The 26,489-nt window shown below is 72.6% G+C and carries 16 protein-coding genes and 1 pseudogene; 6 read left to right on the forward strand and 11 right to left on the reverse strand.

Going from position 1 to position 26,489, the window contains the following annotated elements:
• Positions 1-158 precede the first annotated feature (158 nt).
• From K8612_RS09935 to K8612_RS09950, 4 genes are all read left to right on the forward strand, one after another.
• The gene (locus K8612_RS09935) at positions 159-545 is read left to right on the forward strand and encodes a PEGA domain-containing protein (protein ID WP_223741935.1); all 387 of its coding nucleotides are present in this window, start codon (positions 159-161) and stop codon (positions 543-545) included.
• A gap of 54 nt (positions 546-599) precedes the next feature.
• Entirely contained in the window at positions 600-2,552 is a 1,953-nt protein-coding gene (locus K8612_RS09940) for a serine/threonine-protein kinase (RefSeq protein WP_223741934.1), read from the forward strand.
• 236 nt (positions 2,553-2,788) lie between these two features.
• On the forward strand, positions 2,789-3,997 hold the full coding sequence (locus K8612_RS09945) for a hypothetical protein (protein ID WP_223741933.1): 1,209 nt from the start codon (positions 2,789-2,791) through the stop codon (positions 3,995-3,997).
• A 369-nt stretch (positions 3,998-4,366) separates the two neighbouring features.
• On the forward strand, positions 4,367-5,326 hold the full coding sequence (locus K8612_RS09950; RefSeq protein WP_223741932.1) for an alpha/beta fold hydrolase: 960 nt from the start codon (positions 4,367-4,369) through the stop codon (positions 5,324-5,326).
• Positions 5,327-5,345: 19 nt separating this feature from the next.
• Here the strand turns inward: K8612_RS09950 and K8612_RS09955 are convergent, their stop codons facing one another.
• Together K8612_RS09955 and K8612_RS09960 are read right to left on the reverse strand one after the other, a co-directional pair.
• The gene (locus tag K8612_RS09955) at positions 5,346-6,788 is read right to left on the reverse strand and encodes a general secretion pathway protein GspE (protein WP_223741931.1); all 1,443 of its coding nucleotides are present in this window, start codon (positions 6,786-6,788) and stop codon (positions 5,346-5,348) included.
• Between the two features lie 59 nt (positions 6,789-6,847).
• Entirely contained in the window at positions 6,848-7,237 is a 390-nt protein-coding gene (locus K8612_RS09960; protein WP_223741930.1) for a VOC family protein, read from the reverse strand.
• Between the two features lie 27 nt (positions 7,238-7,264).
• Here K8612_RS09960 and K8612_RS09965 point away from each other — a divergent pair, with 27 nt between their 5' ends.
• A complete protein-coding gene (locus tag K8612_RS09965) occupies positions 7,265-8,617 on the forward strand; it encodes a response regulator (RefSeq protein ID WP_223741929.1) in 1,353 nt (450 codons plus the stop codon).
• Here the strand turns inward: K8612_RS09965 and K8612_RS09970 are convergent.
• From K8612_RS09970 to K8612_RS09995, 6 genes are all read right to left on the reverse strand, one after another.
• Positions 8,601-11,705 carry a hypothetical protein gene (locus K8612_RS09970; RefSeq protein WP_223762110.1) on the reverse strand — a complete coding sequence of 1,035 codons (3,105 nt, stop codon included), beginning with the start codon at positions 11,703-11,705 and terminating at the stop codon, positions 8,601-8,603. The two genes, K8612_RS09965 and K8612_RS09970, sit on opposite strands and share 17 nt — an antisense overlap.
• A gap of 24 nt (positions 11,706-11,729) precedes the next feature.
• Positions 11,730-15,359 (reverse strand): flagellar motor protein, encoded by a 3,630-nt coding sequence (locus tag K8612_RS09975; RefSeq protein WP_223762111.1) that lies wholly within the window; start codon positions 15,357-15,359, stop codon positions 11,730-11,732.
• Positions 15,356-17,260, reverse strand: coding sequence for an Ig-like domain-containing protein (locus tag K8612_RS09980; RefSeq protein ID WP_223762112.1), 1,905 nt, complete (start codon positions 17,258-17,260; stop codon positions 15,356-15,358). Before K8612_RS09980 ends, K8612_RS09975 begins: the two co-directional genes overlap by 4 nt.
• Before the next feature lie 183 nt (positions 17,261-17,443).
• Complete coding sequence (locus K8612_RS09985) at positions 17,444-18,433, reverse strand: FecR domain-containing protein (protein ID WP_223762113.1); 990 nt, start codon at positions 18,431-18,433, stop codon at positions 17,444-17,446.
• Between the two features lie 32 nt (positions 18,434-18,465).
• Positions 18,466-20,304, reverse strand: a complete 1,839-nt coding sequence (locus K8612_RS09990) for an ATP-binding protein (protein ID WP_223741924.1) — start codon at positions 20,302-20,304, stop codon at positions 18,466-18,468.
• Complete coding sequence (locus K8612_RS09995; protein ID WP_223741923.1) at positions 20,301-23,639, reverse strand: response regulator; 3,339 nt, start codon at positions 23,637-23,639, stop codon at positions 20,301-20,303. The genes K8612_RS09990 and K8612_RS09995 overlap by 4 nt, the downstream gene beginning before the upstream one ends.
• 196 nt (positions 23,640-23,835) lie before the next feature.
• Here K8612_RS09995 and lexA point away from each other — a divergent pair, with 196 nt between their 5' ends.
• Positions 23,836-24,504 carry a transcriptional repressor LexA gene (gene lexA / locus K8612_RS10000; protein ID WP_014396152.1) on the forward strand — a complete coding sequence of 223 codons (669 nt, stop codon included), beginning with the start codon at positions 23,836-23,838 and terminating at the stop codon, positions 24,502-24,504.
• A 49-nt stretch (positions 24,505-24,553) separates the two neighbouring features.
• Here the strand turns inward: lexA and K8612_RS10005 are convergent, their stop codons facing one another.
• The 3 genes and pseudogenes from K8612_RS10005 to K8612_RS10015 form a co-directional block, all read right to left on the reverse strand.
• Positions 24,554-24,967, reverse strand: a complete 414-nt coding sequence (locus K8612_RS10005) for a hypothetical protein (protein ID WP_223762114.1) — start codon at positions 24,965-24,967, stop codon at positions 24,554-24,556.
• A 127-nt stretch (positions 24,968-25,094) separates the two neighbouring features.
• On the reverse strand, positions 25,095-25,661 hold the full coding sequence (locus K8612_RS10010; RefSeq protein WP_223762115.1) for an imm11 family protein: 567 nt from the start codon (positions 25,659-25,661) through the stop codon (positions 25,095-25,097).
• A gap of 15 nt (positions 25,662-25,676) precedes the next feature.
• Positions 25,677-26,414 (reverse strand): annotated as a pseudogene (locus K8612_RS10015) (AHH domain-containing protein); the annotation flags it as partial.
• Between the last annotated feature and the right edge of the window lie 75 nt (positions 26,415-26,489).

Genomic DNA, 26,489 nt, shown 5'->3' on the forward strand with positions numbered 1-26,489 from the left:
CATCCCAGCCTCCCTCACGGAAATGACCCGGACCGGTGGGTCTGGAAGACACCTCCGGGAGCGCTGCTTTCACCGGCTTGTACGGGTGGGAACAGCGATTGCGACGCGGGGGCCGGTGCCTTGACGGAGGCCCCCGCGCTCGCGCTCCAATCCCTGTCATGCCTCCGCATGCGAGACGTCTGCTCATCACGTTCCTCCTGGCTGGTACCTGCGCCTGTGCTCGCGCGTCCGTGTCGCGGGACGTGGAGGCCCTGGCGGCCCTGCGGGTGGAGTCCATCCGCCCGCCGATGCCGGCGCCCCGTGCGGCGCGGGTGGAGCGGCCGGTGACGACGGGGCTGCGCCTGGACGTGATGCCGGACCGCGCGCGCGTCTTCGTGGACGGCCGCGCGATGGGGCTCGCGCGGCACCTGGGGACGCTGCTGCCGCTTTCGCCCGGAGTCCACCAGGTGAGCGTCCGGCTGGAGGGCCACGCCACGTGGCGGGCCGAGGTGATGGTGGGCGACCGGCCAGAGCCCATCCAGGTGACGTTGACCGCTTCGCCGTGACGCGACGCGGGCCGTGACGCGAAGCGCACCGTCAATCCAAGGGGGAGGACCGGCGTGAAGCTGCCAGAGAAGAAGGGCCGGTTGTTCCGGTTGCCGTTCGCGGATGCGCCGGAGTCGCGCGCGCGGCTGTGCAAGAGCATGACGGAGCACGGCCTCTTCGTTCCCGCGGACACGCCACGGCCCATCGGGACGGAGTTCGCGCTCCAGGTGGCCTTCCTGGGGGACGGGCCCGCCGTCTCCGGCCGCGTTCGGGTGATGGAGCACGGCGTGTCCGGCTGGGTGCGCGGCTACTTCGTGAAGTTCGTCGCGCTGGACGCGGGCAGCCTTCCGCTGCCCCTGAGCCCTCGCAAGCCGCCCGCGCCCTCGGCGGTGGGGACGCCCGCCGCGAGCACGTCCGACGGTGCGCCCGGAGGCAACGAGGCGTCATGGCGGGAGGAGCCGACGCCGGTGGGCATCCGGCCGCGCTCGACGGTGGATGGCGCGTCCGCGCTGAATGACTATTCGCACCTGGAGCTCCTGCACGCGCGCGACCCGGAGGCGTGGCAGGGCGGGCTGCGGCCGTTCGACGCGTTCGGGCCGTACCAGTTGCTCCAGCGGCTGGGCGCGGGCGGCATGGCGGAGGTCCTCCTCGCCCGGCGCACGATGGTGGAGGGCGTGGACAAGCTGGTCGCGCTCAAGCTGGTGTTCCAGGAGTACGCGCGGCACCCGCGCCTGTCGGAGCTGTTCCTCACCGAGGCGCGGCTGAGCGCCACGTTGCAGCACCCCAACGTCATCCAGGTGTTCGACGTGGGCAGCGCGGCGGGCCGCCCCTTCATCGCCATGGAGTACGTGCACGGCCGCAACGGCGCGGACCTGGTGCAGGCGCTGCGGCAGCGCGGGCGTCCGCCGCCGGTGGCGTTGGCCGTGTCGATCGCCATCGAGCTGGGCAAGGCGCTGGAGTACCTGCACGGGCAGCGCGACCTGGACGGGCGCCCGCTGCATCTGGTGCACCGTGACGTGAGCCCGGGCAACGTGCTCGTGGGGCTGCACGGCGAGGTGAAGCTGGTGGACATGGGGGTGGCGTCCGCCAGCATCGCCAGCGGGAATGATCTGCTGGTGGTGGGCAAGCGCGCGTACATGGCGCCGGAGCAGGCCGCCGGAGGGCGACCGGATCCCGCGTGGGACATCCACGGCATGGGGCTGGTGCTCTACGAGCTGCTCACGCTGCACCGGGCGTCGGAGGCCGCCGGCGGCACGGAGGGGCCGCCCGGGCTGTTGAAGCCGTCGCACTTCAACTTCCAGGTGACGCCGGAGCTGGAGCGGCTGGTGCAGTGGGCCACCGCGCCGGAGCCGTCCTCCCGGGCGCCCAGCGCGAAGGTGCTGCGGCAGGCGCTGGAGCGCGTGCGGAGCGCGCTGCCGCCCTTCGACCTGGTGCAGACGATGCACGAGCTGTTCGGCGAAGCCCTGGACCGGACCCGGCGCGAGACGGAGGTGCTGATGGGGACCGCGCGGGGCAGGGACCGGCCGCACGCGTTCCCACGCTACCGCCGGTGGCGCGTCGCCGTGGAGCAGCGCATCCCGGTGGCCGCGAAGCTGGCGGTCGCGCGGCATGGCACCGCGCTGCGGTGGGGCGCGCTGGCGCTCACCGTCCTCTGCGCGACGGGCGCGGCGCTGCTGTGGCCGCTGCGCGCGCGGGAGGTGGAGCTGGCCGGGCGCCTGTCCCGAGCGGACCGGCTCATCGCGGTGGCGAAGCTGTCGGGCGCGGGGGAGGACACGGCGCTGGCGCAGTTGCAGGCCGCGCGGGCGCTGCGGCCCGAGGATCCGCGCGTGCGCTCAAGACTGGCGGCGCTGGCAGATGCGTTCGAACGGCTGGCGGCGGAGGCCACGCAGCGAGGGGACCTCACGGAGGCGATGGCGCACCTGCGCGCCGCGCTGGAGGCGGCACCCGAGCGGAGCGCGCCCCGCGTCCAGCTTCGGTTCTTGGAGGAGGAGCTGCGCAGGACCCCTTCGGGTTGGAGGGTGCGATGAGCGCTCCCCATGCGGGCGCGGCGACCGGAGCGGAGCACTGCGCGCGGCCGGAGCCGGTTCTTGGACGAACCGGCTGGCAAGACGCCCTTGGGGTGGCTGGGGCGATGAGCCTGCCCCTTGCGCATGAGGGCGCGGCGTCGCTGGAGATCCGCCGGACGTCGGGTTTCCGTAGGCATGAGGTCATGCGAGCGTCGGGATCTCCGCGTCGAAGTGCCTTGGGGTGCGTCCTGCTTCTGATGGTCGCGGGCTGTTCGCGGACCTCGGACGAAGAAGGTGCGGGGCAGGCCGTATCGCGGGAGCTGTCCGCCATCGTGGCCACCTGCGCTGTCGCGCGCGGCCCGGTCGAAACGCTGCGCACGACGAACGCGTACTGGGAGCCGTTCGAGGCGGGCGCCACGTTCCGCTCCGGCGACTGGGTACGTACCGGGCCGGACGCGTCCACGCGCATCGAGCTTCGGGGCGGTGGCCGCATCGAGTTGGAGGAGCGCACCGTGGTGAGGGTGGAGCGGCCCTCGGCCCCGGCGGGCGGCGGCTCGGTGGTGGCGCTGGAGTCAGGCACGGCCCGGGGGCTGCTGCCCGAGGACGCGCCGCCAGACGGGCCGCTCGTGCTTCGCGGAGACAACGGGCGGCAGGTGGCGCTCACGGTGGAGGCGCACGCCGGCCCCGCGGAGTTCCGCGTCACCCGCACCCCGCGCGGCATGCACCTCAGCGTCTCGCGAGGCCGGCTGCTGCTGTCCGAGGGCGCGCACCGCCGCACGCTCGATGCCGGCAATTGGCTGGACGTCGCGCGCGGCCTGGAGGACGCCGAACACGACGGGCCGCCCTTCCCCACCAGCCTCTCCCCGGGTGTGGACGCGCGCATCGCGTGGAGTCCGGAGCTGCGCATCCCGTTGAGCTGGAGGCCGCTGGAGGGCGCTCGGAGCTACCAGGTGCTGGTGGCGCGCGACCTGGGCTTCACCCAACGCATCGTGGATGCGCAGGTGCAGGGCTCGGACTTCACGTTCGTCCCGCCAGAGCCCGGCATGTTCGTCTGGCGCGTGGCCGCGCTGGACGCGGAGGGACGGCCCAGTGAGCCCGGCTTCGCCCGCCGCATCTTCGTGGAGCGCCAGCGGCCCCGGGGGCTGCTCGTCACGCCACGCGATGGCTACGTGGCCCCGGCTGGCTCGGCCTCCGAGGACCTGGTCTTCGCGTGGCAGTCCACGGGTGGAGCGCCGCGATACCGGCTGGTCGTCGCGCGCGACCGGGAGCTGCGGCAGCCGGTGCTCGCGCGCGAGGGCAGTCCTCAACAGGTGGTGCTGCCCGGCCTGGCGCCCGGCGAGTACTACTGGGGAGTGTACGTGGTGGAGGATCCGCCCGTGCCGCTGTTCCAGAAGGCCCGCAGGCTGGTGGTGCGCGGGCCTTCCAGGGACCTCGCACGCGACGCGCTCCTCCCCATGGCCCCCTGAGTCTGGCCATCCGCTGACGCGTCATGAACCTCCGCTGCCATGCCACACGGCGACGGGCCGTCGCACGTCCAGGGCGCATGAACGCGGCACGCAGATTGCGGTCCCGCTCCGCACTTGAACAGGAGCATGCATGCGCTTCATGAGCGGAGTCGTCGTAGCGGTCGGTCTTCTCGGGTGCGGTGGTCTGGAGGCCGAGCAGGCCCCCTTCGAGACAGTGGGGCTCCAACTACATCCCGTGGATCAACGCGCAGATCCGGACCCTCAGCGTCGTCAGGTAGGGCGCGCGAGGCCTTCCCCTCTATGATGGCCGCTGTGTGACGGGACCGTCCGCCGCGAGGCACGGCTGCCCTTCCCGCCCCGGGTGAATGCATGTTCGTCGCTCTTGGAGTCCTCGCTGGCGCCGCCGTGCTGGTGCCCACCGCGCGCTGGTGGTTGATGCACCGGGTGGGCACGCCCCGCGCGAGCGAGCCCTTCGACGGACACGTCTACCGGGTGGGCAAGGCCGTCATCGCGGAGCGTCGTTGCGAGCAGCCCCGCGCCACGGTCATCGTCATGCACGGCTTCGTGGCGGACATGCGCTACTTCACGCACCACTACCGCGAGCCCGACCTCCAGCTCATCCTGCTGACGAGCTGCGACTACCACCTGCCCATCACCGACCCTCGCGAGGCGTCCGCCCCCTGGGCGAAGGTGCCGGTGGAGCCGGAGGGCACCATCGCCCATGACGCCGCGGTGCTGGTGCAGGCCCTGGAGCACCTGCCCCGCACGGACGTCGTGCGCGTCCATGGACATTCGCGCGGAGGCGCCGTGGTGCTGGAGGCCGCGAAGCTGCGGCCGGACCTCTTCGAACGGGTGGAGGTGGTGCTGGAGGCGCCCGTGCTCCCGCAGGCCCGCCCCTACCGGAGCCTGACGCCCTCGCAGTTGTGGCTGCTGCCGTTCCTCATCCCGCTGTGGCGGCTCGCGCCCATCGCGAAGCACAACCGGGGCGCGTGGGGGCCGCTGGAGAATGCTCGCAAACGCGAGCTCATCATGGCCTTCCCGTTCAACCCCAGGCGGGTGGCGACGATGATGGCCAACCTGCGGGACATCGAAGCGTGGAGCCAGGCACGCGATGCGTCCCTGTTCGGCAACGTGCGGCGCGGCACGTTGCTCGTCCCGGGGAAGGACCGGGTGCTGGAGTCCGCGTCCATGCGGGAGAGCGCCGGGCGCGCGATGCCGGGGCTCAAGGTGGTGGAGCTGGACGGGTGCAGCCACTTCGTCCTGTGGGACCGTCCGGATGCGCTGCCCGTACTGACCCGCACGCCGGAGCGGTCCACCGGCAGCGATTGAGCCTTCGCGCGGGGCCGCGCTACGCGCTCTTGCGACGCCGCATCATCGCTTCGTACGAACGGCCGACGCCCTGGGAGAGGATGAGCAGCTCGCCCACGTCCGGCGGGGTGAACTGCTCCGCGCCGTTGTCCACGTAGAGCAGGTGGACCACCTTGCCGCGCACGAGCAGCGGCAGGATGACCGCCGTCGAGGGGAAGCCTCCGCCAATCAGGCGGTAGAACATGCCCATCGCCGCGTCGCGCTTCACCGGGCCGACGAAGTGGGAGCGCAGGTCGCGCACGAGGCGGAACGTGCTCTGGTCCCGCAGCGGCACGCCGATGCGGCGGACGCCTTCGTCGCTCACGCCCTGCCCCATGCCGTGCCAGCCGGTGACGAGGTTGCCCTGCACGGACAGCAGCAGGCACCGGCGCCACTTGCCCATGGCGAAGCGAAGCACCGTGCGGGCCACGTCCTCGCGGTCCGAGCTGCGTCCCAGCTCCGCCTGGGCCTCCGGGAACGTAAGCGGCGTGGGAGGAGGGGCCACCGGCTTCGCGGCCACGGGCGGAGTCGGCGCGGCTCCCGGAGGCATCGCGCCCGCCGCACCGGCCTGGGCCGCGACGTGCGCGGGCACGCCCTGCGCTCCCGCCTGCGCCGCGACGTGCGCGGGCACTCCCTGCTTCGCCGCGCCCTGCCCCGCCGTGCTCGCGGCACGGGCCGCTTGCGCGGGCACTCCCTGCGCCGGGACGGACGGAGCGATGTGCGCGGGGATGTCCACTCGCGGCGGCACGGGCGCTGTGGGACGCGCCTGCGCCGGCATCGCGGGCCGGCCCTGGGGCGGCGCGGTCACGGGCGCCTCCACCACCTCCTCGCCGGTGATGATGATCTCCCCCTCCAGCACGTCCGCTTCCGCGTCCGAACCGCCGCGCAGCGCCTGCGCGTAGACGGACTGGAACTCCTCCTCGCTCATCAGGTCCGGCGGGCGCTCCGCGGCCTTCTGCAGCTCCGCCGCCGCGCCCTTCGCGGGCCTCGGGCGGACGGCGTTCATGTCGATGGCCCGCAACTGCCGGAACGCCTTCGCGTGCCGCCGCAGCAACTGGTTCATCCGGAACTCCGGGATGACCACCGGCACCACGCGCTTGCCCGTCTTGAACGCGATGGCGTCCAACGTCGTGAAGTCGTGCGGGTTCACCACCGCGACGCTCAACCGCGTCGCGTCCGCCCGCATCGGCAGGTACTCCTTGTCGTCCGCCTCGTTGGGGTTCACCAGCGCCACGGCCTTCGGGTCGGGCACCATCTCCCCGGACGCGTAGGCGCAGTTGTGCAGCCGGCCCAGCGCCTTGGCCAGGTCCTGCTCGGACAACAGCCCCAGCTCCACCAGGTTCGTCCCCAGCCGGCCGCCGTGGACCACCTGCGACTCCAGCGCCTCCTCCAGCCCCGCCGCCGACACCAGGCCGTCCTTCACCAGCAGTTCACCCAGGCGCATGGGGCCGCTTGTAGCCATGCCCCGTGACCCTCCGCAAGCACCCGGCCGGGCACGCGCCCCTAGTCGTCCGGATGGTGGCTCAGCCCCACCCGGTTGCCCTCCGGGTCCCTCACGTAGAGCGTCCAGCGCGTCTCGTGCTCCAACGGCACACCCGCGCGGGCCAAGGTCTCCACCACCCCACCCCGCGCCTCGCGGGGTATCCGGAACACGAGCATCAGCAGCCCCGGCGCCGGATGGCGGAAGGGCACCACCTCCGGCGTCCCGTCCACCGCCTCGATGGCCAGGAAGGCGCCCCCGGGGACGCCTACCCAGACGCTCCGCAGGGTGCCGTCCTCCCGCAGGTGGCGCTTCAGTTCCGGAAAGCCCAGCAGGTCCCGATAGAACGCTGTCACGCGCTCGACGTCCCTCGCCTGAATCGCCACGTGGTGGAAGCCCTGAACGTCCGTCATGGAGTTGATGGTAGGGTCTGCCGGCCCATGGCGCGACTGCTCATCGTGGAGGACAACCAGGAACTCGCCTCCCTCATCGCCACGGTCGCGGAGACCCGGGGCCATGAGGCGCTCACCGTCTTCACGGGCGAGTCCGCGCTGGAGGCGCTGGGCCCCCACTCGCGCTTCGACGCCGCGCTGGTGGACCTGCTCCTGCCGGACATCCGCGGCAGCGAGGTGCTGGGCGCCCTGCGCGCGCACGGCATCCCCGCCATCGCCGTCAGCGGCGTCTACAAGGGCGACCGCTTCGCCCAGGAGGCCATGAAGGTCCACGGCGCCTGCGCCTTCTTCGAGAAGCCCTTCGAGCTGGACGTCGTCATCAGCGCGCTGGAGGAGGCCGCGGGCGTGCCGCCCGTGACGCACGGGGAGCTGCTCGACGAGGTGGACCTGCTCGTCCTGGAGGAGCTGGTCCAGGAGCCGCCCGCGGAGGACCCCGCGCTCGCGTCCGTCCTCTCCCCGCCCGAGCCCGCCGAACCCGCGCCCCCGGAAGAGGCCCCCGGCGTATCGGAGGCCCTGCCCCTGCCCTTCGCGCAGCGCGACGCCGTGTGGACGGAGGCCGCGCCCGCGCCCGTGCGTCAGCGGCGCCAACTGCCGGAGTGGTCGCTCGGCGGAGACCTGGCGCACACGTCGGTGCCGCGGCTGCTCAACGCCTATTACGAAGCGCGCCACCACGGCGAGCTGAAGCTGCGCCAGGGCACCGTGCTCAAGGTCGTCTACTTCGAGGCGGGCCGCGTGGTGTACGCCGCCTCCAACCTGGCCCCGGAGCGCTTCGGCCGCTTCTGCCTGCGCAAGGGCGCGCTCACGGAGGCCCAGCTCGCGGAGGCCACGGGCTACGCGCGCGAGCACTCGCTGCGCACCGGCGACGCCCTGCTCAAGCGCGGCCTGCTGAGCCCCAAGCAGCGCCGCCAGCTCCTGGAGGAGCAGGTGAAGGACATCCTCTGGTCCACGTTCGCGTGGACGGAGGGCGGCTACGGCTTCAGCCCCATGCGGCCGCAGCGCGCGGACCTGGTGCCGCTGTCGCTCTTCCCCGGCGACCTCATCCTGGAGGGGGTCGCGCGCACGGAGACGCTGGTGGCGCTGCGCCAGCGCATGGCGCCCGGACGCCGCCTGTTCCCCACGGCGGATCCGCCCTACGGCCTGCACGAGCTGAAGCTGGCGGGGCCCCAGGCGATGCTGCTCGCGTTCGCGGACGGCACGAAGACGGTGGAGGACCTGCTCGCCCTCACGGACCTGTCCGAGCGCGAGGCCCTGTCCACCCTGCGCGGCCTGGAGCTGTCCGGCGTGCTGGAGGAGCGGCAGCAGACGCCCAACCGCCGCCAGCGCATCAGCTTCGGGCTCTGACGCCCCGCCGCCGCCGCGCGGCCCACGCCAGCGCGCCCAGCCCGAACGCCGTCACGCCCGAGCCCCCGCCGGAGCACCCGCACCCTGACGTGGAGTCAGGCGGCGGCTCCGCGCGCGACACGACGACCTCGCGCAGCGACGCCGTGCCCGAGTACTTCGGCGGAGCCAGGAGCGCCGTGCGCACCACGTACGTGAGCTTCGCCGTCGAGCCCGCGGGCAGCGGCACCGGCTCCACCGCGAAGTGCTGCGCGGACGCCTCCGCCGGCGTCACCGGCCGGCCATTCAACGTCACGCTCTGGGGCACCCACTGCGCGCCCGTGACGGTCTCCTGGTAGCGGATGGAGCTCACGTCGCAGGCGGTGTCGTTGCGCAGCGTCACCGTGACGCCCACCTGGCCGGCGTTGATGCCCTCGCCCGTCTCCGTGCGCCGCTCCACCGTCACGAAGGGCCGCGCGCCGATGCGCACCGAGTGCTCGCGCGCCGCCCCGCTGGCGCCCTCGCCCACGGCCGACACGTTCAGCGTGACGAGCTCACCCACCAGGGACTCCAACTGCGTGTCCACCGTGGCCAGCGACACCGAGTCCCCCTCGGCGACGAGCGGCTCCAGCTCCGGCCCTCCGCCACGGGCCCACGTCAGGTCCACCGCCGAGCACGCCCCTTCCGGGATCGTCTGGCGCAGCGTGCCCCGGGCGCCCACGCCGCAGGTGGCGATGAGCTCACCGCTCAGCTCGCCCAGCACCACGTCGCGCGCCAGGCGGGAGAAGTCCGTCGTCGCCTCCGGCGCCATGACGGCGCCCTCGGCCAGGGCCTCGTGCACGCGCGCCCGCACGGTGTAGTGGGCGCTGCCGCACGTGGGGGGCAGGTCCAGCGCGAAGTCGCCTCCGCCGCCGGTGGACGTCCACGTGTCGAACACCTTGCCGGGGTCGGCCGGGTCCTCCAGCGTCACCACCGTGGTGAGGGGGCGCATGCCCGTGCAGTTGAGCGGCGGATCCGTCTTCACGTGGCCGCGCAGCATGCGCTCCTCCGCGGGGGCCAGCTCCACCAGGGTCCTCACCGATTCCAGGGGCACCCAGCGCGGCTTCACCGCGACCTCCACGTCGGACGCGGGGCTGTCGAGCGCGAAGCCGTCCACGGTGATGCGGTTGAAGGCGCGCAGCTTCAGCTTCAGGGTGTCCACGCACGTCGCCCCCGCGAGCAGCACGGAGTTGCCCTCGGTGGGGTCCTGTCCCACGGGATGACGGTCGTTCCCCTGGAGCGCCGTCACCGACACGTTCGCGGGGTTCTCCAGGACGGACCAGAACGTGGACACTGGCGGCAGCCCTGGCGTCCCGGGAGAGCCTCCGCACAGGTGGGTCGCCTGGGGAATCAAGGCCGCGCCGGAGAAGACGTCACGCGCGGCGCTGCTGAACGGGGCCTCGGGGGGGCCCCACGGATGGAGTCGAACCGGGACGGTCGTGGACGGGGACTCCAGCTCGCCGTCGCTCGCGCGCACCGCGTAGTCGAAGGCGGCCGTGCCCGGCATGCAGCGGTCCTCCCGGGTGGAGGGAGGCGTGAACGTGGCCACGCCCGCCTTCGCGTCCAGCCTGGGTGCCCCGGCGGGCGTCGTCCACGTGTAGCTGACGGGCTCGCAGCCGGTGGCGCCGCGCGTGGCGGTGAAGGTGCCGGAGGGCCCTCCCATGAAGAAGTCGTTGCCGTCCTCCGCGTTGACGGCCACCTGGGGCGCGCCCGGCTTCACGGTGTGGTTCAGCACCAGCGACACCGCCTTCGGCGTGTCGTGCGCGAGCAGGCCGTCCGAAGCCACCACGTCCAGGAACGACGTCTGGGACGCGCAGATGCCCGAGGGCGCGGTGAGCGTCAGCTTGAGCCCGCTGTCCTCGCGCGAGTCGAGCGGTGACGGGACGACGGTGATGGGGCTGCCCGGCGCGCGCACCGTGGCCGACAGCCGCACGGCGTCGCCGTCCGGATCGCGCAGCTTGAGCTGCACGTCCTGGGTCGTCCCCTCGTCGACGCTGATGCTGGCGGGCAGCTCGCTCACGGTGGGTGGGCTCGCGTTGCGGTAGATGAGGACGTTCTGCGCGGGCCCGTCGAGGATGGCGACGCAGTAGGACGCGTCCGCGCAGGCCATCCGCGAAGCGGAGTGGGTGATGCCCGCGGGCAGCTCCGTGTTCTGCCGCCAGAACGTGCCCGGGAGCGCGGGCGGAACCACCGGCTCCGCGCTGTACGCCGCCACCTTGCCGTCCGACTTCTGCTTGAGCAGCAGCAGCCCGAAGCCCGTCCCCGCGCTGGAGCCGCTCGCCACGTCGAGCGCGAGCGCGTCGACCGAACCCGGCGCCAGCAGGATGGGATCGAACGGATAGGTGGAGCCGCCCAGCGTGCCCCGGAACAGCCCCGAATCGTTGCCGAAGAACGCGAGCGGCTGATCCGCCACCGGGCCCGGCAGCAGGGCCACGCTGCGGGCCCAGTTCGGAGCGGCGATGCCCGTGGCGATGTAGGACACCGCGCCCGTGCCCCGGTACCAGAGGAAGTTCGCCTTGGTCGCGGAGACGGAGAACAGCGCCTGGGGGAGCCCATCCGACTGGGGAGGCAGCACCGCGAGCTGCGGCTGGGCGCCCAGGTCCGTCGGCGGGGTCGTCAGGGTGCCCCACTCGGCCGTGCCCTCCTTCGGGAGGAGCGAGCTGCGGAACTGCGGCGTCTGCAAGGGCCCCTCGGCGGCGACGGCGTAGCCCACGCCCGCGTCCGCCGTGACGCGCACGGCGCGCACCGCGTAGTCGTTGCCGTCGTCGGGGAACAGGCGCTTGCCGTCATCCGTGGGGGAGCAGCCGCCCACGCTCTGGAGCGTCCCGTCCAGACGGATGCCCACCACGCAGTTGGCCCCGCGCAGGAAGCTGCCCGCCATGCCCACGTTCACGGTCGTCACGACGCCATCGCGCGACACGTAGAGCTGGCCGTCGGTCGCCACGGCGAAGAAGCCGGGCCGGAAGACGGTCACGTCCCTCGGGGTCCCCGCCTGGGTCTGGATGTAGGTCCACTCCGCGCGAGCCGCTCCCGCGCACAACCCCATCCCCAGGATGATCCACCCGACTCGCACGTTCGACGTCCCTCCGCCCGGCGCCTACCAGGCCACTTCCGCCCGGAGATAGAGGCGATCCGGAGCATGGTCCGATTCGGCCTCCAGACCCAAACCGCTGAAGCCCAGGACGGTGTACCCCAGGGCCACCCGCAGGCGCTCGTCCAGCCGGTAAGCCAGCTCGGGCCGGAGCGCCGTCAGTCCCTGGTCGTCCGCCGCCGACGTGCGCCGGGCCGCCTCCACCGCGACCTCCAGTCCGCCCAGCACCCGCACCGAGGGCCGCAGCGTGCCCGTCCACACCCAGCGCGCGGACTCGCCCAGGCTGGAGCGCCCGACGTGCAGGCCGGACGCCACGGAGAGCCGCTCGCCCAGCCGCACCGCCGGCATCAGCGACACCGTCTGGAGCACCCGGTCCCCGAAGGCGAAGCGGGCGCCCGGGGACAGCTCGCGCGTGAGGCCGTAGCGGGCCACCACCAGCCAGGGACCGGGCCGCCAGACGAGCGCCGCGAACCCCTCCGCGAACCGGGCCTCCAGCCCTTCCCGGCCCGCGGTGTGCGCGAAGTCCAGCCGTCCGGAGGCCGTCACGTCCTTCATCAACTGGCCCTCGGCGGCCAGCGCCAGCACCACCTGGGTGCGGTCCACCGGGCCCGAGCCGCCGCGCGCGGGCGTGCCCTCCTCGTGGCGCAGCTCGGCGCGCACGTCCGCGCGGAAGCGCTCGCGCAGCCACTGCGCGGACACGCTGGCCACGTCGCGCGTGAGGTCACTTTGGATGTCCAGCGGGTTGCGCACGCCGCGCTCGTAGCGGGCGCCCGCGCTGAAGCCGCTCTGTCCCGCCGCCCACTGGAAGCCCACGGCGCGGGCCCGCCGGATCGCCTGCGCGTCGTGCGCGCTCACGTCCTCCACGAACACGGTGGTGCCGTCCCCGACCTCCGTGCGCGCGCCCGTCACCGCGCGGCCCGCGCCGAAGTCCGGACCGTCCACGTCCACGGAGTAGCCGCCGTAGTACGTCTCGCGCCCGCGCCGCACGCGCGCGTCCAGCCAGGCCTGCGGGCCCAGCTCCGGGCCCCAGCCGCCCTTCACGCCCACGGACGCGTCGTTGTCCACCCTCACCTCCACGCCCGCGGAGGTGAACGTGTCGTTCATCCGGCCCGGGCCATCGCCGCGCTCGTGCAGCCGCTGCCGGTGGCCCGCGGACAGGGTGAGGCGGGGGCTCAGCGCGTAGTGCCCCGCCACGCCCAGGGACGTCCGGCCGCCCTCGAGCGCGTCGCCCTGGCCGGGCACCACCGTGGCGCGCAGCCAGCTATCGCGCAGCTCCAGGCGCACGCCGCCCTCGTCGCGCTCATAGGCCACGGCGGCGCCCAGCGTGCGGGCGCCGAAGGGCGTGTCCTCGAAGGGCAGGCGCGGATCCGCGGAGCGCCGCTCGTCGCCCAGGAGCGTGAGCGCCACCGGGCCCACGGGCTGCGTCACGCGCAGGGACAGTTGCCGGAAGCGGGCCGCGTCCAGGTGCGCGCCGTCGGAGAAGCCCCGGGAACGTTCGCGCCACGCGGCGTCCACGGTGCCGCCATGGCCGGGCCCCAGCACGCCGGGACCGCTCAGGCGCAGGGTCACCGCGCCGCCGTGGTCGTCCCGCGAACCCGCAGGACGGAGGAAGGACAGGCCGCCGTCGTCCGACACGCCGAAGACGCTGGGCTCGACCGCGATGCCCCGGCTGCTCGCGGCCTCCGCGAGGAGCGAGTAGCCCCCCAGCCGCGTCTGGCCCCGCCCCGCCAGGAGCTGGAAGGGAGCCCCCAGCCGGCGCTCGCGCACGGCGGACAGCCCGACGGTGGTGTCGCGCCAGCGCGCCCACGCCTCGCCACCCACCGAGTCGCGCGGATCTCCCGCGTGCAGCACGGCGTAGTCCACGACGAGCACCGGCTCCGGCGCCTCGGTGAGCGCGTCCGTGCGCAGGAGCGCCGCGCCGGAGAGGAACGACAGCGGGCGCGCGAGGAGGATGCGGCCGGCGAGGTAGTCGATGTCGTAGTCGCGGCCCCGGACGAGGTGCTGTTCGCCCAGCGGCAGGCCGGTGACGCCGTCGCGCACCTCCACGCGCACCAGCTCGGAGCCCTCCGCCACGGTGCCGCCGCCCAGGTAGTAGAGGCTGCCGCCCGTGGCCCGCAGCTCCTCGTGCGCGGGCGTCGCGGCCAGGCCTCGCGTGGGGTCCACCAGCCCGCCGGCGAACGCGTCCAGGCCCACGCTCACGGGGCCCAGTTGCTCCGTCAGCTCCGCGTAGGGGCCGAAGAGCGGGCGGTGGTAGCGGCCCACCTCGCGGTCCTGCAGCAGCGCGCGGTAGGTGCCGAAGCCCGCGCGGCCGTACTGCTCGTGCCGGGCCTCCAGGCGCAGACGCCCCTCCGTGGGGTTCGGCGTGAGGGACACGGAAGTGTCGCCCCACTCCGCCGGAGCGAGGTCGGGGTCGGGCCAGCGGTCGAAGCGCTCGGGCCTCCGGGGACGCAGCCAGTCCGCGAGCGGCGCGTCGTCCAACTGGCGCAGGTCGGTGTCGGTGAGGTCCAGCTCGCCCACCACCTGCACGGGCCCCAGTTGGGCTTCGCCGTGGAGCGCGCCGCGCCCCCTCAACCGGAAGCCACCGCCCGCGGGCGCGATGCTGCCCTCCACGTCGAGCAGGCCCACGACGAAGGGCTGGGCACGCGCTTCGACGGACACCGTCACGGCGCTCGCGGGCTGGCCTGGCGGCGCCAGCGAGACGCGGACGGAGTTGCGCCCTGGCACGAGCCGCACGGGAAGGCGGACCTCGCCTTCGGGCCCCGCGACGAGCTGGGTGTCGGGGGTCGACACCGCGGTGCCGGGGGCCACCTCCAGCCGCAGGAAGGTCTCTCCGGCGGGCAGCGGCGCGTCCGCGGAGAGCCCGCGCACGGCGCCCAGGCGCGCCTTCTCCCGAGGGATGACGAGCCAGCCGCGCTCACCGCGCCGCACCACCTCGAAGGACTGCTGGGTGAACTCCACCGCGCCGCCCGGTGAGGTGGCGGTGATGGTGATGACGTTCGGGCCCGGCTGGAGCGGCACCGTCGCCAGCCACGCGCCGGAGTCCTCCACGGTCGCGTCCACGTCGCCCGCGCGGACCCGGTCGCCGGGCGAGGCCTGGCCGCTGATGAGGAAGCGCAGTCCGCCGTTGGCGGCGCGGGCCTCGGGGGGACGGGCGGGGGCGGCGGCGGGGGCCACGGGAGGCCGCGAGGGCGGCAGGCGCACGCAGAAGTCCTGGAGGACGGCGGCGCCCCAGGGCACCTCCACGGTCGCGACGCGGGGGAACACCTGGCTGGACGGCGGCAGGCTGCGCGGATCCACCTTCAGCGCGTGGCGGCCGGGGCGCAGGTGCGGGCCGCCGGACAGGTCCGGCACGCGCGAGTCCACGCCGGTGAGGTGGTAGCGGCCGAAGGCATCCGTGCGCACCTCACGGCCGGTGGCCAGCACCAGGCGCACGTCCCCGAGCCCGGGCTCGTCGGGTCCGCAGAGCCCGTCCGCGTCCACGTCCACGCAGACGCGCCCGGCGACGGTCGAGGCCTGGGTCGGGAGGTCCGACGACAGCGACTGCGCGGACGCCACGGACGCCGCCAGGAGCAGCGCGAGCAGGAAGCCCCCGCTCGCGCCTGGGAGCGCTGCCCTCCGCCACGCCCCCGCGCTCAAGGCCGCACCTCTTCCACCGCCGTCACGCCGGTGCGCACGTCCGCCACGGACACGCTCACGGGGCCCTTCACGCCCTGCACCGTGAAGCGCGTGAGCCCGTCCTGCACGGACAGGTCACCGCGCTCGCCCTCCGACAGGGCGATGTGCACCGGGCGGTCCTTCAGCACCTGCCCGCTCGCGTCCTCCACCCAGCACGTCACCCGGGCGCCCTCCACGCGCACCCGCACGTTGACCGGCAGCGGCGGCGCCAGCTCCACGCGCTGCACGACGGGCGCGGGCACCAGCGGCGCGGAGTCCGGGAACACCGGCCCTTGCGGCCCCAGCACGTGCACCGTGACGTCGAGCCCCGGCCACACGGCGTGCGACACGCGCAACGTGCCAGGCATCCGCCCCCCCAGGATGACCGTCCCGTCCTCCCCCGTGGAGCGGTTCAAGCCGTTCACCCGCAGCGGCTGACGGGGCACCGGCCAGCCCGCGAGGTCCACCACGCCCGCGACGAGCAGCGGTCCCCGAGCCCACACCGCGAGCCGCGCGGGCTCCGTCCCGACAGGACCGTACGCGGCCACCGTCACGTCCGTGCTCGCCCCCCACCCGCTCTCCGGAGCGGTCCACGGCACGGTGAACGTCCCCGGCGGGGACTCCACCGCCGGGCCGGGGGTCCCCAGGGGCGAAGTCACCACCACCTTCGCCTCCGGCCGGGGCTGTCCGGCCGCGTCCCGCGCCGTCACCACCAGCCGCGCCACCGAGCCCGCGTGCACGAGCGGCTCGGGCAGCGACACCGTCACGTCGCGGACCGGGCCCTGCACCAGTTGCATCGGCAGCGACTCGCGCGAGCCCAGGCCCCGCTGCGGCCACGCCGCGTCGATGCGCTCATCCGCCGCGAGCGTGCGCGGCGCCGTGTAGCGCCACTCCAGCATGCCGTTCGCGTCGCGCTGGGGCCCCTCCAGCCGGCCGTACTTCGCCTTCGCCGTGACGCGCGCGTCGGCGACGGGCTGCCCCTTCGCATCGCTCGTCGCGCACAGGAGCCGGGCCTGGGACACGCCGTCCGCGGGCAGCCGCTGCGGGTTGAGCACGCACGCCAGGCCATCCGTGGGCGGCAACTGGAGGTCGATGCTGAGGCGCTCCACGTGGCCCGATTCGTCCTTCACCTCGCCCCGGGCCAGCGAGTAGCCGGGAGGCACCACCAGCGGCAGCACGAAGCGCCCTTGCGCGTCCACCGGCACGGGCCCGAAGCGCGTCCCCGCCACCTCCAGCGACACCTGGCCTCCGGGCTCGCTCTGGCCGGGCAGGTTCACCGACGTGGCCAGCGGCACGAGCAGCCGCCCGTACGCCCCGTGCACCGACTGCGGATGCGGCCACGCGGACAGCGCGACGAGGATGGCCGCCTCGGGCAGGCGCGTGGGGGGCAGCACGTACCGGGCGGTGTACGTGCCCGGCCCCGTGCGCTGGAGCCCCTCCACCTGCCCGGTGCTCGCGCGCAGCACCGGTGGCGCGCCGCTGTCATCCGGCGTCCCGTCCGGCCGGAGCCGCTTCACGGTGAGCGTCGCCTCCGTGTCGCGCCCCTTCACCGGCAGCGCGGGCTCCAGCGACAGCTCCATGCGGCTCGCGGGCGGCCCCACGTCATAGCGGGCCTGGGCCTCCTCGCCGTCGCCCTTCACGCGCACCACCACCTCGCGCGCCCGGGCCTGGGGCACGACGACGTAGGTGCGCAGCGGAGGGGACTCCGGTCCGGGCTTGAGCTCCGCGCCCTCCGCCGTCACCGACGACGGGGTGAACGCCACCGGTTGTCCCCCGGCGTCCCGGCGCACCACCGCGACCGTGAAGCCCTCGGGCGGCACGGGCGCGTCCGGGCCGAGCAGCTCCAGCGAAGCCGCCCAGACCGGGGCACAAACCAAGACCATCGCGGAGAGCAGGAGACGTTCCAGGGCTTCCCGACTCTACAAGGCCCTCCGCCGGGACTGCACCACTTTGGTAGTGCTGGCCGTGCGAAGGGCCCCTGCGTCGAACCCGCGGACACCTCCAGCATCCCACCCCACCCGGCGGGTGGGCCCGCGCCTGGACGACCCGCGGGCCCGCCGGGTGGATCAGGGCGAGGTGCCGCCGACGCGCTCCTGGAAGACGTTCGTATCGACCTTGAGCGTCCCCGGCTTCTTCGGCGGGGGCGTGTCCAGGACCAGCTCGCGCTGCTCCTCCTGGCGCGCGCCGCCCACCCCCACGGCGCTCACATGGACGGTGTTCTTGCCCTTCTCGAGGGGGACGCCGAGCTTGAAGTTCCCCTCTTCATCCGTCAGCACGCTGGCGCCGTTCACCGTCACGCGGCTGCCGGGAACCGTGCTGCCGGAGATGGCGACCTCCTGCGTGCGCTGCGTCCTGCCCTTGGGCCACTGCATCTTCAGGAACACGCTGCTGGGGATGGGGGCGGGCTCGGTGGGGGCCTTGCCGGGGCGGACGATGGACTGCTGGCCGGCGCGGACGATGACGAACCGGCCTTCCTTGCCGGTCAGCTTCACGTCGCCCTCGCGCGTGCCCACGCTCACGGTGCCCTTGCCGTTGTTGCTCATGGTGAAGGTACCCTGCGAGGTGCTGGCCTCCGCGTCGCCGTTCTTCGCCTTCAGGATGAAGGTGTGGCGGACGTTGGGCCGGCCTCGCACGGTGGCGGTGGCGAGGCCGCTGCCCAGCATCACCTTGGACAGCTCGTTCGAGATCTCCTCCACGGAGATCTCCGTGTCGGCCTCCATGCGCAGCTCCACGGACTCGCCGTTGAGCACCACCGCCCAGGAGCCGCGACCGGTGCGCACCACGTCCGTGGGCCGCAGCGGCATGTCCTTGCGCGCGGGCTCCCAGGCCCCGGCCTCGCCGTGCTTCACCTCCACGGTCCCCTCGAAGGAGCTCAGCACCAGCTCCACCGCCTTCTTGACCTCCACCGGCGCGGCGGCGCGGGGCGGCGCGGGGGGCGGCAGCGGCGCGGGGGGCTCCCGCAGGAAGACGAACCAGCCCACCGGCAGCGCGGCCAGGATGAGCACGAGCCCGGCGAGGAACGGAGCCTGTCGCCTGCGAGAGGAGGGAGCGGCCATGCGAAGGTCCTAGCTACCACACGCCGCGGGCTTCATGCCCGGGGCAGCACCACGGTGAACCGGGCCCCCCGCCCTTCTTCCGAGCGGACCTCCAGCGTCCCCCCGGCCTCCGTGACGATGCGCCACGCGACGCTCAGGCCCAGGCCCACATTGGACCAGACATCCTTGGTGGTGAAGAAGGGCTCGAAGATGCGCGGCCGGATGCTCTCCGCGATGCCCTTTCCGGTGTCCTCGACCTCCAGGGTACACATCCCGTCACGCTCACCCGTGCGCAGGGTGAGCCGCTTCACCGGCACCTTCAGCATCGCGGTGCGCGCGTTGGACAGGAGCGCCAGCACCACCTGCGACAGGTGCCCGGGATCCGCCCTCACCCGGGGCAGCTCCGCGCCCAGCTCCGTCACCAGGTCGATGCCCTCTCCGCGCGTCTGGTTCTCCGTGAGGCTCAGCGCGTCGCGCACCACCGCGTTCAGGTCCACGGGCCGCAGGTCCGGGCGCTCGCGCTGCTGGGAGAAGCGCAGCAGGTTCTGGGTGATGTCCTTGCAGCGCTTGGCGCTCTGTTCAATCTTGCGCAGCGTCTCGAAGTCCATGTCGTCCGGCGCCCGGTCCAGCAGCAGCAACTGCACGTTGCCCAGGATGCCGGCCAGCGGGTTGTTGATTTCGTGCGCCACGCCCGCGCCCAACTGGCCCACCGCCGCCAGCTTCTGCGCCTCCACCAGTTGGAGCTGCGCCGCGCGCAGGTCCGCCGTGGCCTCCTCCACCCGGACGCGCAGGTCGTCGTTCCAGCTCATCAGCCGCGCGCGAGACGCCTCCAGCTCCTCGCCCATGCGGTTGAAGGTGGACGCCAGCTCGCTCAGCTCGTCGTGGCCCTCCACGCGCAGGCGGCGCTCCAGCTCTCCGCGGCCATAGGCCTCCGCGCCCTGCACCACCTCCGCGAGCCGCCGGTCCAGCCGCCGGGTGAAGAGCGCGCCCAGCGCCAGGAGCACCACCAGCGCGCCCGCCACGGACGCGAGCACCGTGGTGCGCAGCTCCCGCACGGGCGTCAGCGCCAGGGCCTCGTCCTCCGTCACGACGATGCCCATCTCCAGCGTGTTCACCCACGCCACGCTCACCCGGCGCGCGGGGTCCTTCAGTTGGAAGCTGCGCCCGCCCGCCGAATCCACCGCGGACTCCAGCGCCTCGCGGAGCTCGGGCTCCAGCACCGCCATGCGCCGCGCGGGCTGGGAGCTGGCCAGGACCCGCCCCTCGGTGTCCACCACCTCCAGCCGCTGCCCCTCGTTCGCGCGCCGCGCCAGCAGCGCCTCCAGTTGGGTGAAGACGAGCTCGGCGATGGCGTACGGCGCCTCCTCCGAGGCCCCCAGCTTCACCGCCACCGCCACGGCGGCCGCGCCCGAGCCCGCGTGCACGTACGCGCTGCCCAGCGCCGCCTGCCCCTTGCCCCCCTCCCGGAAGTTCTCCACCGGCACCGCGTGCGCGAGCTGGCGCACGTTCGCGGCGTCGAACGCGGGGTGGCGCTCGAGCGGCTCCGCGCTCCGGAACACGGCGGGCCCCAGGGGCTGCCCCTTCGCGTCCGCCTGGATGACCGCGCTCACGGAGGTGGACTGGCCATACAGGAGCATCAGCATGCCGCGCACCTCCTCGGGCGTGGCGTGCTCCCAGGGCAGCAGCTCCGCGGAGCGGGCCAGGCCGTTGACGACCTCCATCAGGTTCGCCTCCACGGCCTCGGCGGTGGCGGTGGCGAGCGCGCGCTGCTGCTCGTCGATGCGCTGGGCCAGCGCGTGCTCCGAGCGAGACAACAGCAGGAAGCCGACGATGGCCAGGGGCAGCACCGTCGCGGCGAGCATGAAGAGGATGAGCTGCTGGTAGAGCCTCATCCGGTGACGGACCGGACCACGCGCTCCAGGTCGCTGCGCAGGAAGACGGAGCCGGAGATGGCCTTCGCCTTCTTCTTCATGTCCGCGGCCCGGCGCGCCAGCTCCGCGTGATCATGCGCCACGCCGTCCGTCATCACCGCCACCACGGACACGCTCATGATGGGGAACTGGCGCTTCTCCCCGAAGCGGTCCTCCGCCTCGATGTGGCCGCGCTCCCGGTCCTGCCGGTCGTAGTAGAGCGGGATGATGCGGTCGAACTGTTCAATCGCCCGCTGGCACACCCGGTCCACGGACTCCACGGAGGTGATGAAGACGAAGTCGTCCCCGGCCACGTGGCCCAGGAAGTCCCCCGGGGCGCCCTCCTGCTGGAAGACCTCCCGCATCAGGTCGCCCGTCTGGCGCACCACGCCGTCCGCCTTCGCGAAGCCGTAGTAGTCGTTGTAGGCCTTGAGGTTGTCCAGGTCCAGGTAGCAGAACGCGAACGGCTGGCGCGCGCCCAGCCGGCGCTGCACCTCGCGCTCGATGGCGGTGGAGCCGGGCAACTGCGTGGTGGGCGACGAGGACAGCTCCTGCTCCTTGCGCCGCAGCATGCTCTCCACGCGCGCGCCCAGCTCCAGCGCGTCGAAGGGCTTGGTGATGTAGTCGTCCCCGCCCAGCTTCAGCGCGCGGACCTTGGACGACGTCTCCGTGCGCGCGGAGATGAAGATGACGGAGATGTGGCCGCTGGCGCGCTCGGCCTTGATCTCCTCCAGGAACGCGAACCCGTCGCCGTCCGGCAGCGTGACGTCCAGCAGCACCGCGTCCGGCCTGCGCTCGCGCAGGGAGCGGCGGCCCTCCTCCACGGTGTGCGCGACGCCGACCTCGAAGCCCAGCCCCTCCAGCACCTCGCGGCAGATGGAGGCGATCTTCGCGTCGTCGTCCACCACCAGCACGCGCCCGTGCTGCGCCCCGGCGCGGCCCCGCGCCAGCGAGTCCACCGTGGCCAGCAGCTTGTCGCCCGCCAGGGGGCGCACGAGGAACGCGTCCGCGCCGGCCCGGAAGGCGCGCTGGCGCTCGTCGAACGCGGAGGTGAGCAGCAGCGGCGCGCGGCGCGTCTCCGGATCATTCCGGAGGATCTCCGCCAGCCGCAGGCCGTCCACGTCCGGCAGCCGCACCGACACCAGCACCACGTCCGGGTGCAGGTTGCGCGCGGCGGCCAGGCCCTCCTCCGCGGAGGCCGCCAGGCGCACCCGGTAGCCCCGGGCGCCCAGCAGCGCCTTCATGATGTGGCCCACCTCGGGCTCGCCCTCGATGATGAGCACCTTGCCGCGCGAGTCCGGGCGGATGGGCTGCGGCGACGGCAGGAGCGTGTCCACGGCCGCCTGGGACAGCACGTCCTGGGGCGGCTCCGTCGGGAGCACGGCGATGAAGCGCACGCCGCTGTGGGACGGCTCGGACCAGATGCGGCCGCCGTGGGCCTCCACGATGTTGCGGCAGATGGGCAGGCCCAGGCCGGTGCCGCGCACGGTGCGGTTCGCCTGCGTGCGGGCCTGCTCGAAGCGGTCGAAGATGCGCTCCAGGCTCTCTTCCGGGATGGGGTCGCCGCTGTTCCAGCAGGAGAGCACCACGTAGCCGGGCAGGCTGGACGTGGCGCGCAGCTCCACGCGCACCTCGCCGCCCTCCGGCGTGAACTTCACCGCGTTGTTGAGCAGGTTGTTGAGCACCTGGTTCACGCGGTTGGGGTCCACCATGGCGCGCAGCGGGTGCTGCGGCAGCAGGGGCACCACGCGGATGCGCTTCTCCGCGAAGGCGGGCCCGTACTTCTCCACCACGCGCTGGACCAGCTCCTCCAGGTAGATGCGCTCGAAGCTCATCTTCAGCCGGCCCTGCGCGTACTTCGACAGGTCCAGCAGGTCGTCCACGATGCTGTTGAGCTTCTCCGCGGAGTCCTTGGCCAGCGACAGGTAGCGGTGCTGCCGCTCGTTGATGTCCCCCGCCATCCGGTTGAGGACCAGGTCCAGCGCGCCGGTGATGGAGGTGAGCGGCGTGCGCAGCTCGTGGCTCACCATGGAGACGAAGGTGTCCTTGCGCTCCTCCAGCCGCTTCTGGTCGGTGATGTCGCGCAGCACCACGCACACGCCGCGCAGGGTGCCGCGCGCGTCGTTGACGGGCGTCACGGTGGTCTGCACGGTGCGGTCGAAGAGCTTCACGTCCTCGCGCAGCACCTGGTGGCCGCTGTACTCCAGGTTGCGGACCAGTTGGAACGGCTGGAAGCCCAGGCGCTCCTCCAACAGCCGGTTGGAGGGCCCCTGCCCCTCCTCCCCCGCGTGCAGGATGCGGCGGGCCGCGGGGTTCATCACCACGATGTCGTTCTTCTCGTCGGTGAGCACCACGCCGTCCGCCATGGACGCGACCATGCGCTCCATGCGGTGGCGGGCCTCTTCTTCCGCGGAGCGCAGCGACTGGATGGCGTCCGCCGTCTGGTTGGCGAGCACGTCCAGGAGCAGCCCGTCGTCCTCCGTGAACGCGTCCGCGCGGTGGGAGAACAGCGACAGCATGCCCACGGGCTTCCCCGCGGCGGTGAGGTTCACCGTGAGCTGGTTCGGGTAGACGACGGGGGACGCGGAGTCCTGGGTGGTGGTGCCGGTGACGCGGGTGATGACCCGGTCCTCCGGCAGCGGCAGGCCGCTGCTCTTGCGGTACGCGCCGAGCATGGACTCCTTGACGCCCAGGAGCGCCTCCTCCCCCACGTTGCCCACGCAGCGCAGGCGCAGCGTGGCGCCGCGCTGACCGTCCGGCGCGATGAGGGCGGCGCCGCAGTCGTACGGCAGCACGCGGGCCACGGCGGTGAGCACGCGGTCGATGATGGCGTCGTAGCTGGCGGGGTCGTTCGCGCTGGCGCGGCTGACCTCATAGAGGACGAAGAGGGCCTCCACCCGCTGGTGCAACTGGCGGATGAGCTTCTCCTTGTCCTTCTTGAGCTGGGCGAACTCCACCGCGTTCTTCACGGTGATGAGCAGGTCGTTCACGTCCCAGGGCTTGGTGACGTAGCGGTACACCTGGCCCTGGTTGATGGCCGCGATGATGTCCTGCGGGTCCGTGTAGGCGGTGAGCAGCAGCGTGGTGACGTCGATGCCCTCCGCCCTGGCGGCGTTGACCAGGTCGATGCCGGTCATCTCCGGCATGCGCTGGTCCGTGACGAGCACGTCCACGGACTCGGTTCGCAGGATTTCCAGGGCTGCCTTGCCGTGGGGGGCGGTGAGGACGCGGTAACGCCGCTGGAACATCCGGCTGAGGATGTCCAGGACGTCGGCCTCGTCATCGACGAAGAGCAGCGTGTGGCGGAGGTCGGACACGGCGGCGCCAAGTGTACGCCGAGATCAACGCGCCTCCTCAAGCCGCGAGCAGGGCGGGCGGGGGGCTGCACGGCGGGTATGGGTGGGGGTACTGAACAGATTGACTCTACACGTATGTTCAGGGAGCATGGGCCACTGAAATTCTGTTGCCCATCACCGCCAGAGCAGGCGGGCGACCGAGCGAAGGAGTGCGGCCATGGAAGAGCTCACGGAGCGCCAGCGCGAAATCCTGACCTTCATCGTGAAGGAGACGGAGGTCCGAGGCTTCCCCCCGACCATCCGGGAGATTGGGGAGCACATGGACATCCGGTCGACCAACGGGGTGAACGACCACCTGAAGGCCCTGGAGCGCAAGGGCTACCTGACGCGGGGCGAGCAGCAGAGCCGCTCGCTGGTGCCCACCAAGCGGGCGAGGCTGCTGTTGGGCCTGGGGATGAAGAGCCGGGAGTCCGGCATGATTGAGATCCCCCTGCTGGGCAAGGTGGCGGCGGGCGCGCCGGCGCTGGCGCAGGAGCACATGGAGGACTCGGTCAAGATCGACAGCTTCCTCCTGGGCGGGGTGAACGGCCGGGAGGTGTTCGCGCTGAGGGTCAAGGGCCAGTCGATGATCGACGACGGCATCCACGACGGGGACTACCTCTTCGTGAAGAAGACGCCGTCGGCGCAGCCGGGGGAGATCGTCGTGGCGCTCATCGAGGACGAGGCCACGGTGAAGCGCTACTACCCGGAGCAGGACCGCATCCGCTTCCAGCCGGCGAACGCGACGATGCAGCCCATCTATGTGAACCGCTCGGACTTCCGCTCCACGATGATCCTGGGGCAGGTGGTGGGCGTGTACCGGAAGCTGCAGGGCGGCCGGACGTAGGCAGCTCGTGGCACTGCCGCCCGGGCACGGTGAGCCCGGGCGGGAGGCGTCAACGGACGGGGCAGGCGCCGCAGTCGAGCGAATGGCCGCAGCCGTCCGGGACGACGGTGCCGCAGGAGCGGCCCAGCGAGGCGCAGGTCGCGGGCGTGCAGCAGGTGTTGTCCGCGGTGCAGGTCTGGCCCTGGGGACAGACGCCGCAGTCGATGCGGCCGAACGGGGTCTCCCTGAAGCCACAGGCGACGTGGATGCTGGCGCAGAGTTCGGGCGCGTGGACGCCGTCCATGGGCCAGCGGCCCCGGACCGCCTCCTCGAGCACTCTCACCGAGAGGTAGGAGGAGACGGGGGCTTCAGCGGAGGGGGTCTGGATGTTCACGCCCCTGCCCTTGGGACCCAGCTCGCGAGCCTGCGCGCGCTTGAACTCAGCCCCGCGAGACAGGGTCGGGCCTTCCCAGGGAAGGGTCATCCACAGGCCGACCTCGGTTCCGGGAGGGGGTGGTCGCTCGGCGCAAGCCAGCGTCAGGCCCAAGACCAGCAGATGGCACAGCCGCATCATGGTTCGTCCCCCTCGGCGCTTCGTTACAGCGTGACAATCAGACTTCGGTGAACTGCATTCCCGTGGCGCGGATGCGTTCCAGCGCGATCTTGATGTCCTCGGAGACGATGAGGGCGATTTTCCACCCCTCGGTCCGAAACACCTTCGTGGTTCCGACCTTCTTCACGTCAATGTGAAGATCATCCACGGCGTAGTACGTCCCAACCTTCTCTGGCAGGCCGTCTTCGGCGGTCCAGAACTGGACGGCAGAAGCCTTCTCATCAATGCAGCGGATGCACTTCGTGGCCACGAGGATCACGTACTGGTCCGGCATTCCCTTGATGCGGACAGGAATGAACTGGACATCCTCAGGGGCGAGTTCCGCGAAGACCGATGCCACCTGCACGTGGACAACAGGCGCAAGTCCGACTCCCGCAAGCGAGAAATCCAACGCACGCCCCTGCTGATCAACAGGGACGGTCAACCGACCTGTGACGGACACCGGACGCCCCGCCCGGAACTGCCAGGGGTCTTCAACTTCCTGGCCCTGATCATCGACGGGATCGCCCAGGTACCAGGTTCCGGCCTGGACATCTTCGGACAGCTCGAAGTAGCGAAGTGTCATTGGGGCTCTGGGCTTTCAGCCGCCTCGCGTGATGAGCAGGTTGAGTTCCGAGCCAGGCGTTTTGACTTCCTTGGCCAGGATTTCGAGCGCTCGGACCAATGCCGCACGGCAGTCTGCGACCGTCCGGCAATTCGCCGTGGCACTGTTGAGTCGCGCCATCACCCGCTGATGGTAGCGCTGAGGATGAGGGCCGCGATGGCCTGAAACCTCGACGACGTTCTCCGGATCCTTCAGTTCCATGCCCGCCTTCTTGAAGATGCGCTGGAAGCGGGGCGTCCACGGTCCTCCACGATTCGTGGACACGTTGTTCCTGATGGTCGCGAGGTGATGCTTCTGACTGTCACCGCTTGACGACATCGCGACCGCGTTGGGCGCCAGCGCGAGGGTGAAGCCATCCGCGGTCATGGCCACGGACCGCACGCCTCCAATGCCCGCGTACGCGTAACCCGCCTGCGCCTCCACCGCGAGCGCAGCCTGCGCGGAGCCCGGGAGCACCTGCGTCTTCGCCGCCAGCCCCACCGTGTTGCCCACCGCCGCCGTGGCCAGCATCACGAAGACCCGCGCCGCGTTCTTCCCCAGCACCTTCCCGTACCCCTCCCCTGCTTCGCGCAAATCGTCGAACGTCAGCGCGCGGTCCGCCTGCTTCACCAGCGTCAACCACCCGTTCAGCAGCCCCCACACCGTGTCCACGCCCAGATACGCGATGGCCGTCGCGGTCATCAGCGCCGCGAGGCCCTTGGACACAGGCTCGGGAAAACCCATCTCAGCGCACCCCACGTATGCAGCCATCGTCGCGGGATTCGGTGATCATCACCCACCCGCTCCACC

The organism is Corallococcus sp. AS-1-6 (assembly GCF_020037015.1).
Classification (GTDB): Bacteria; Myxococcota; Myxococcia; order Myxococcales; family Myxococcaceae; genus Corallococcus.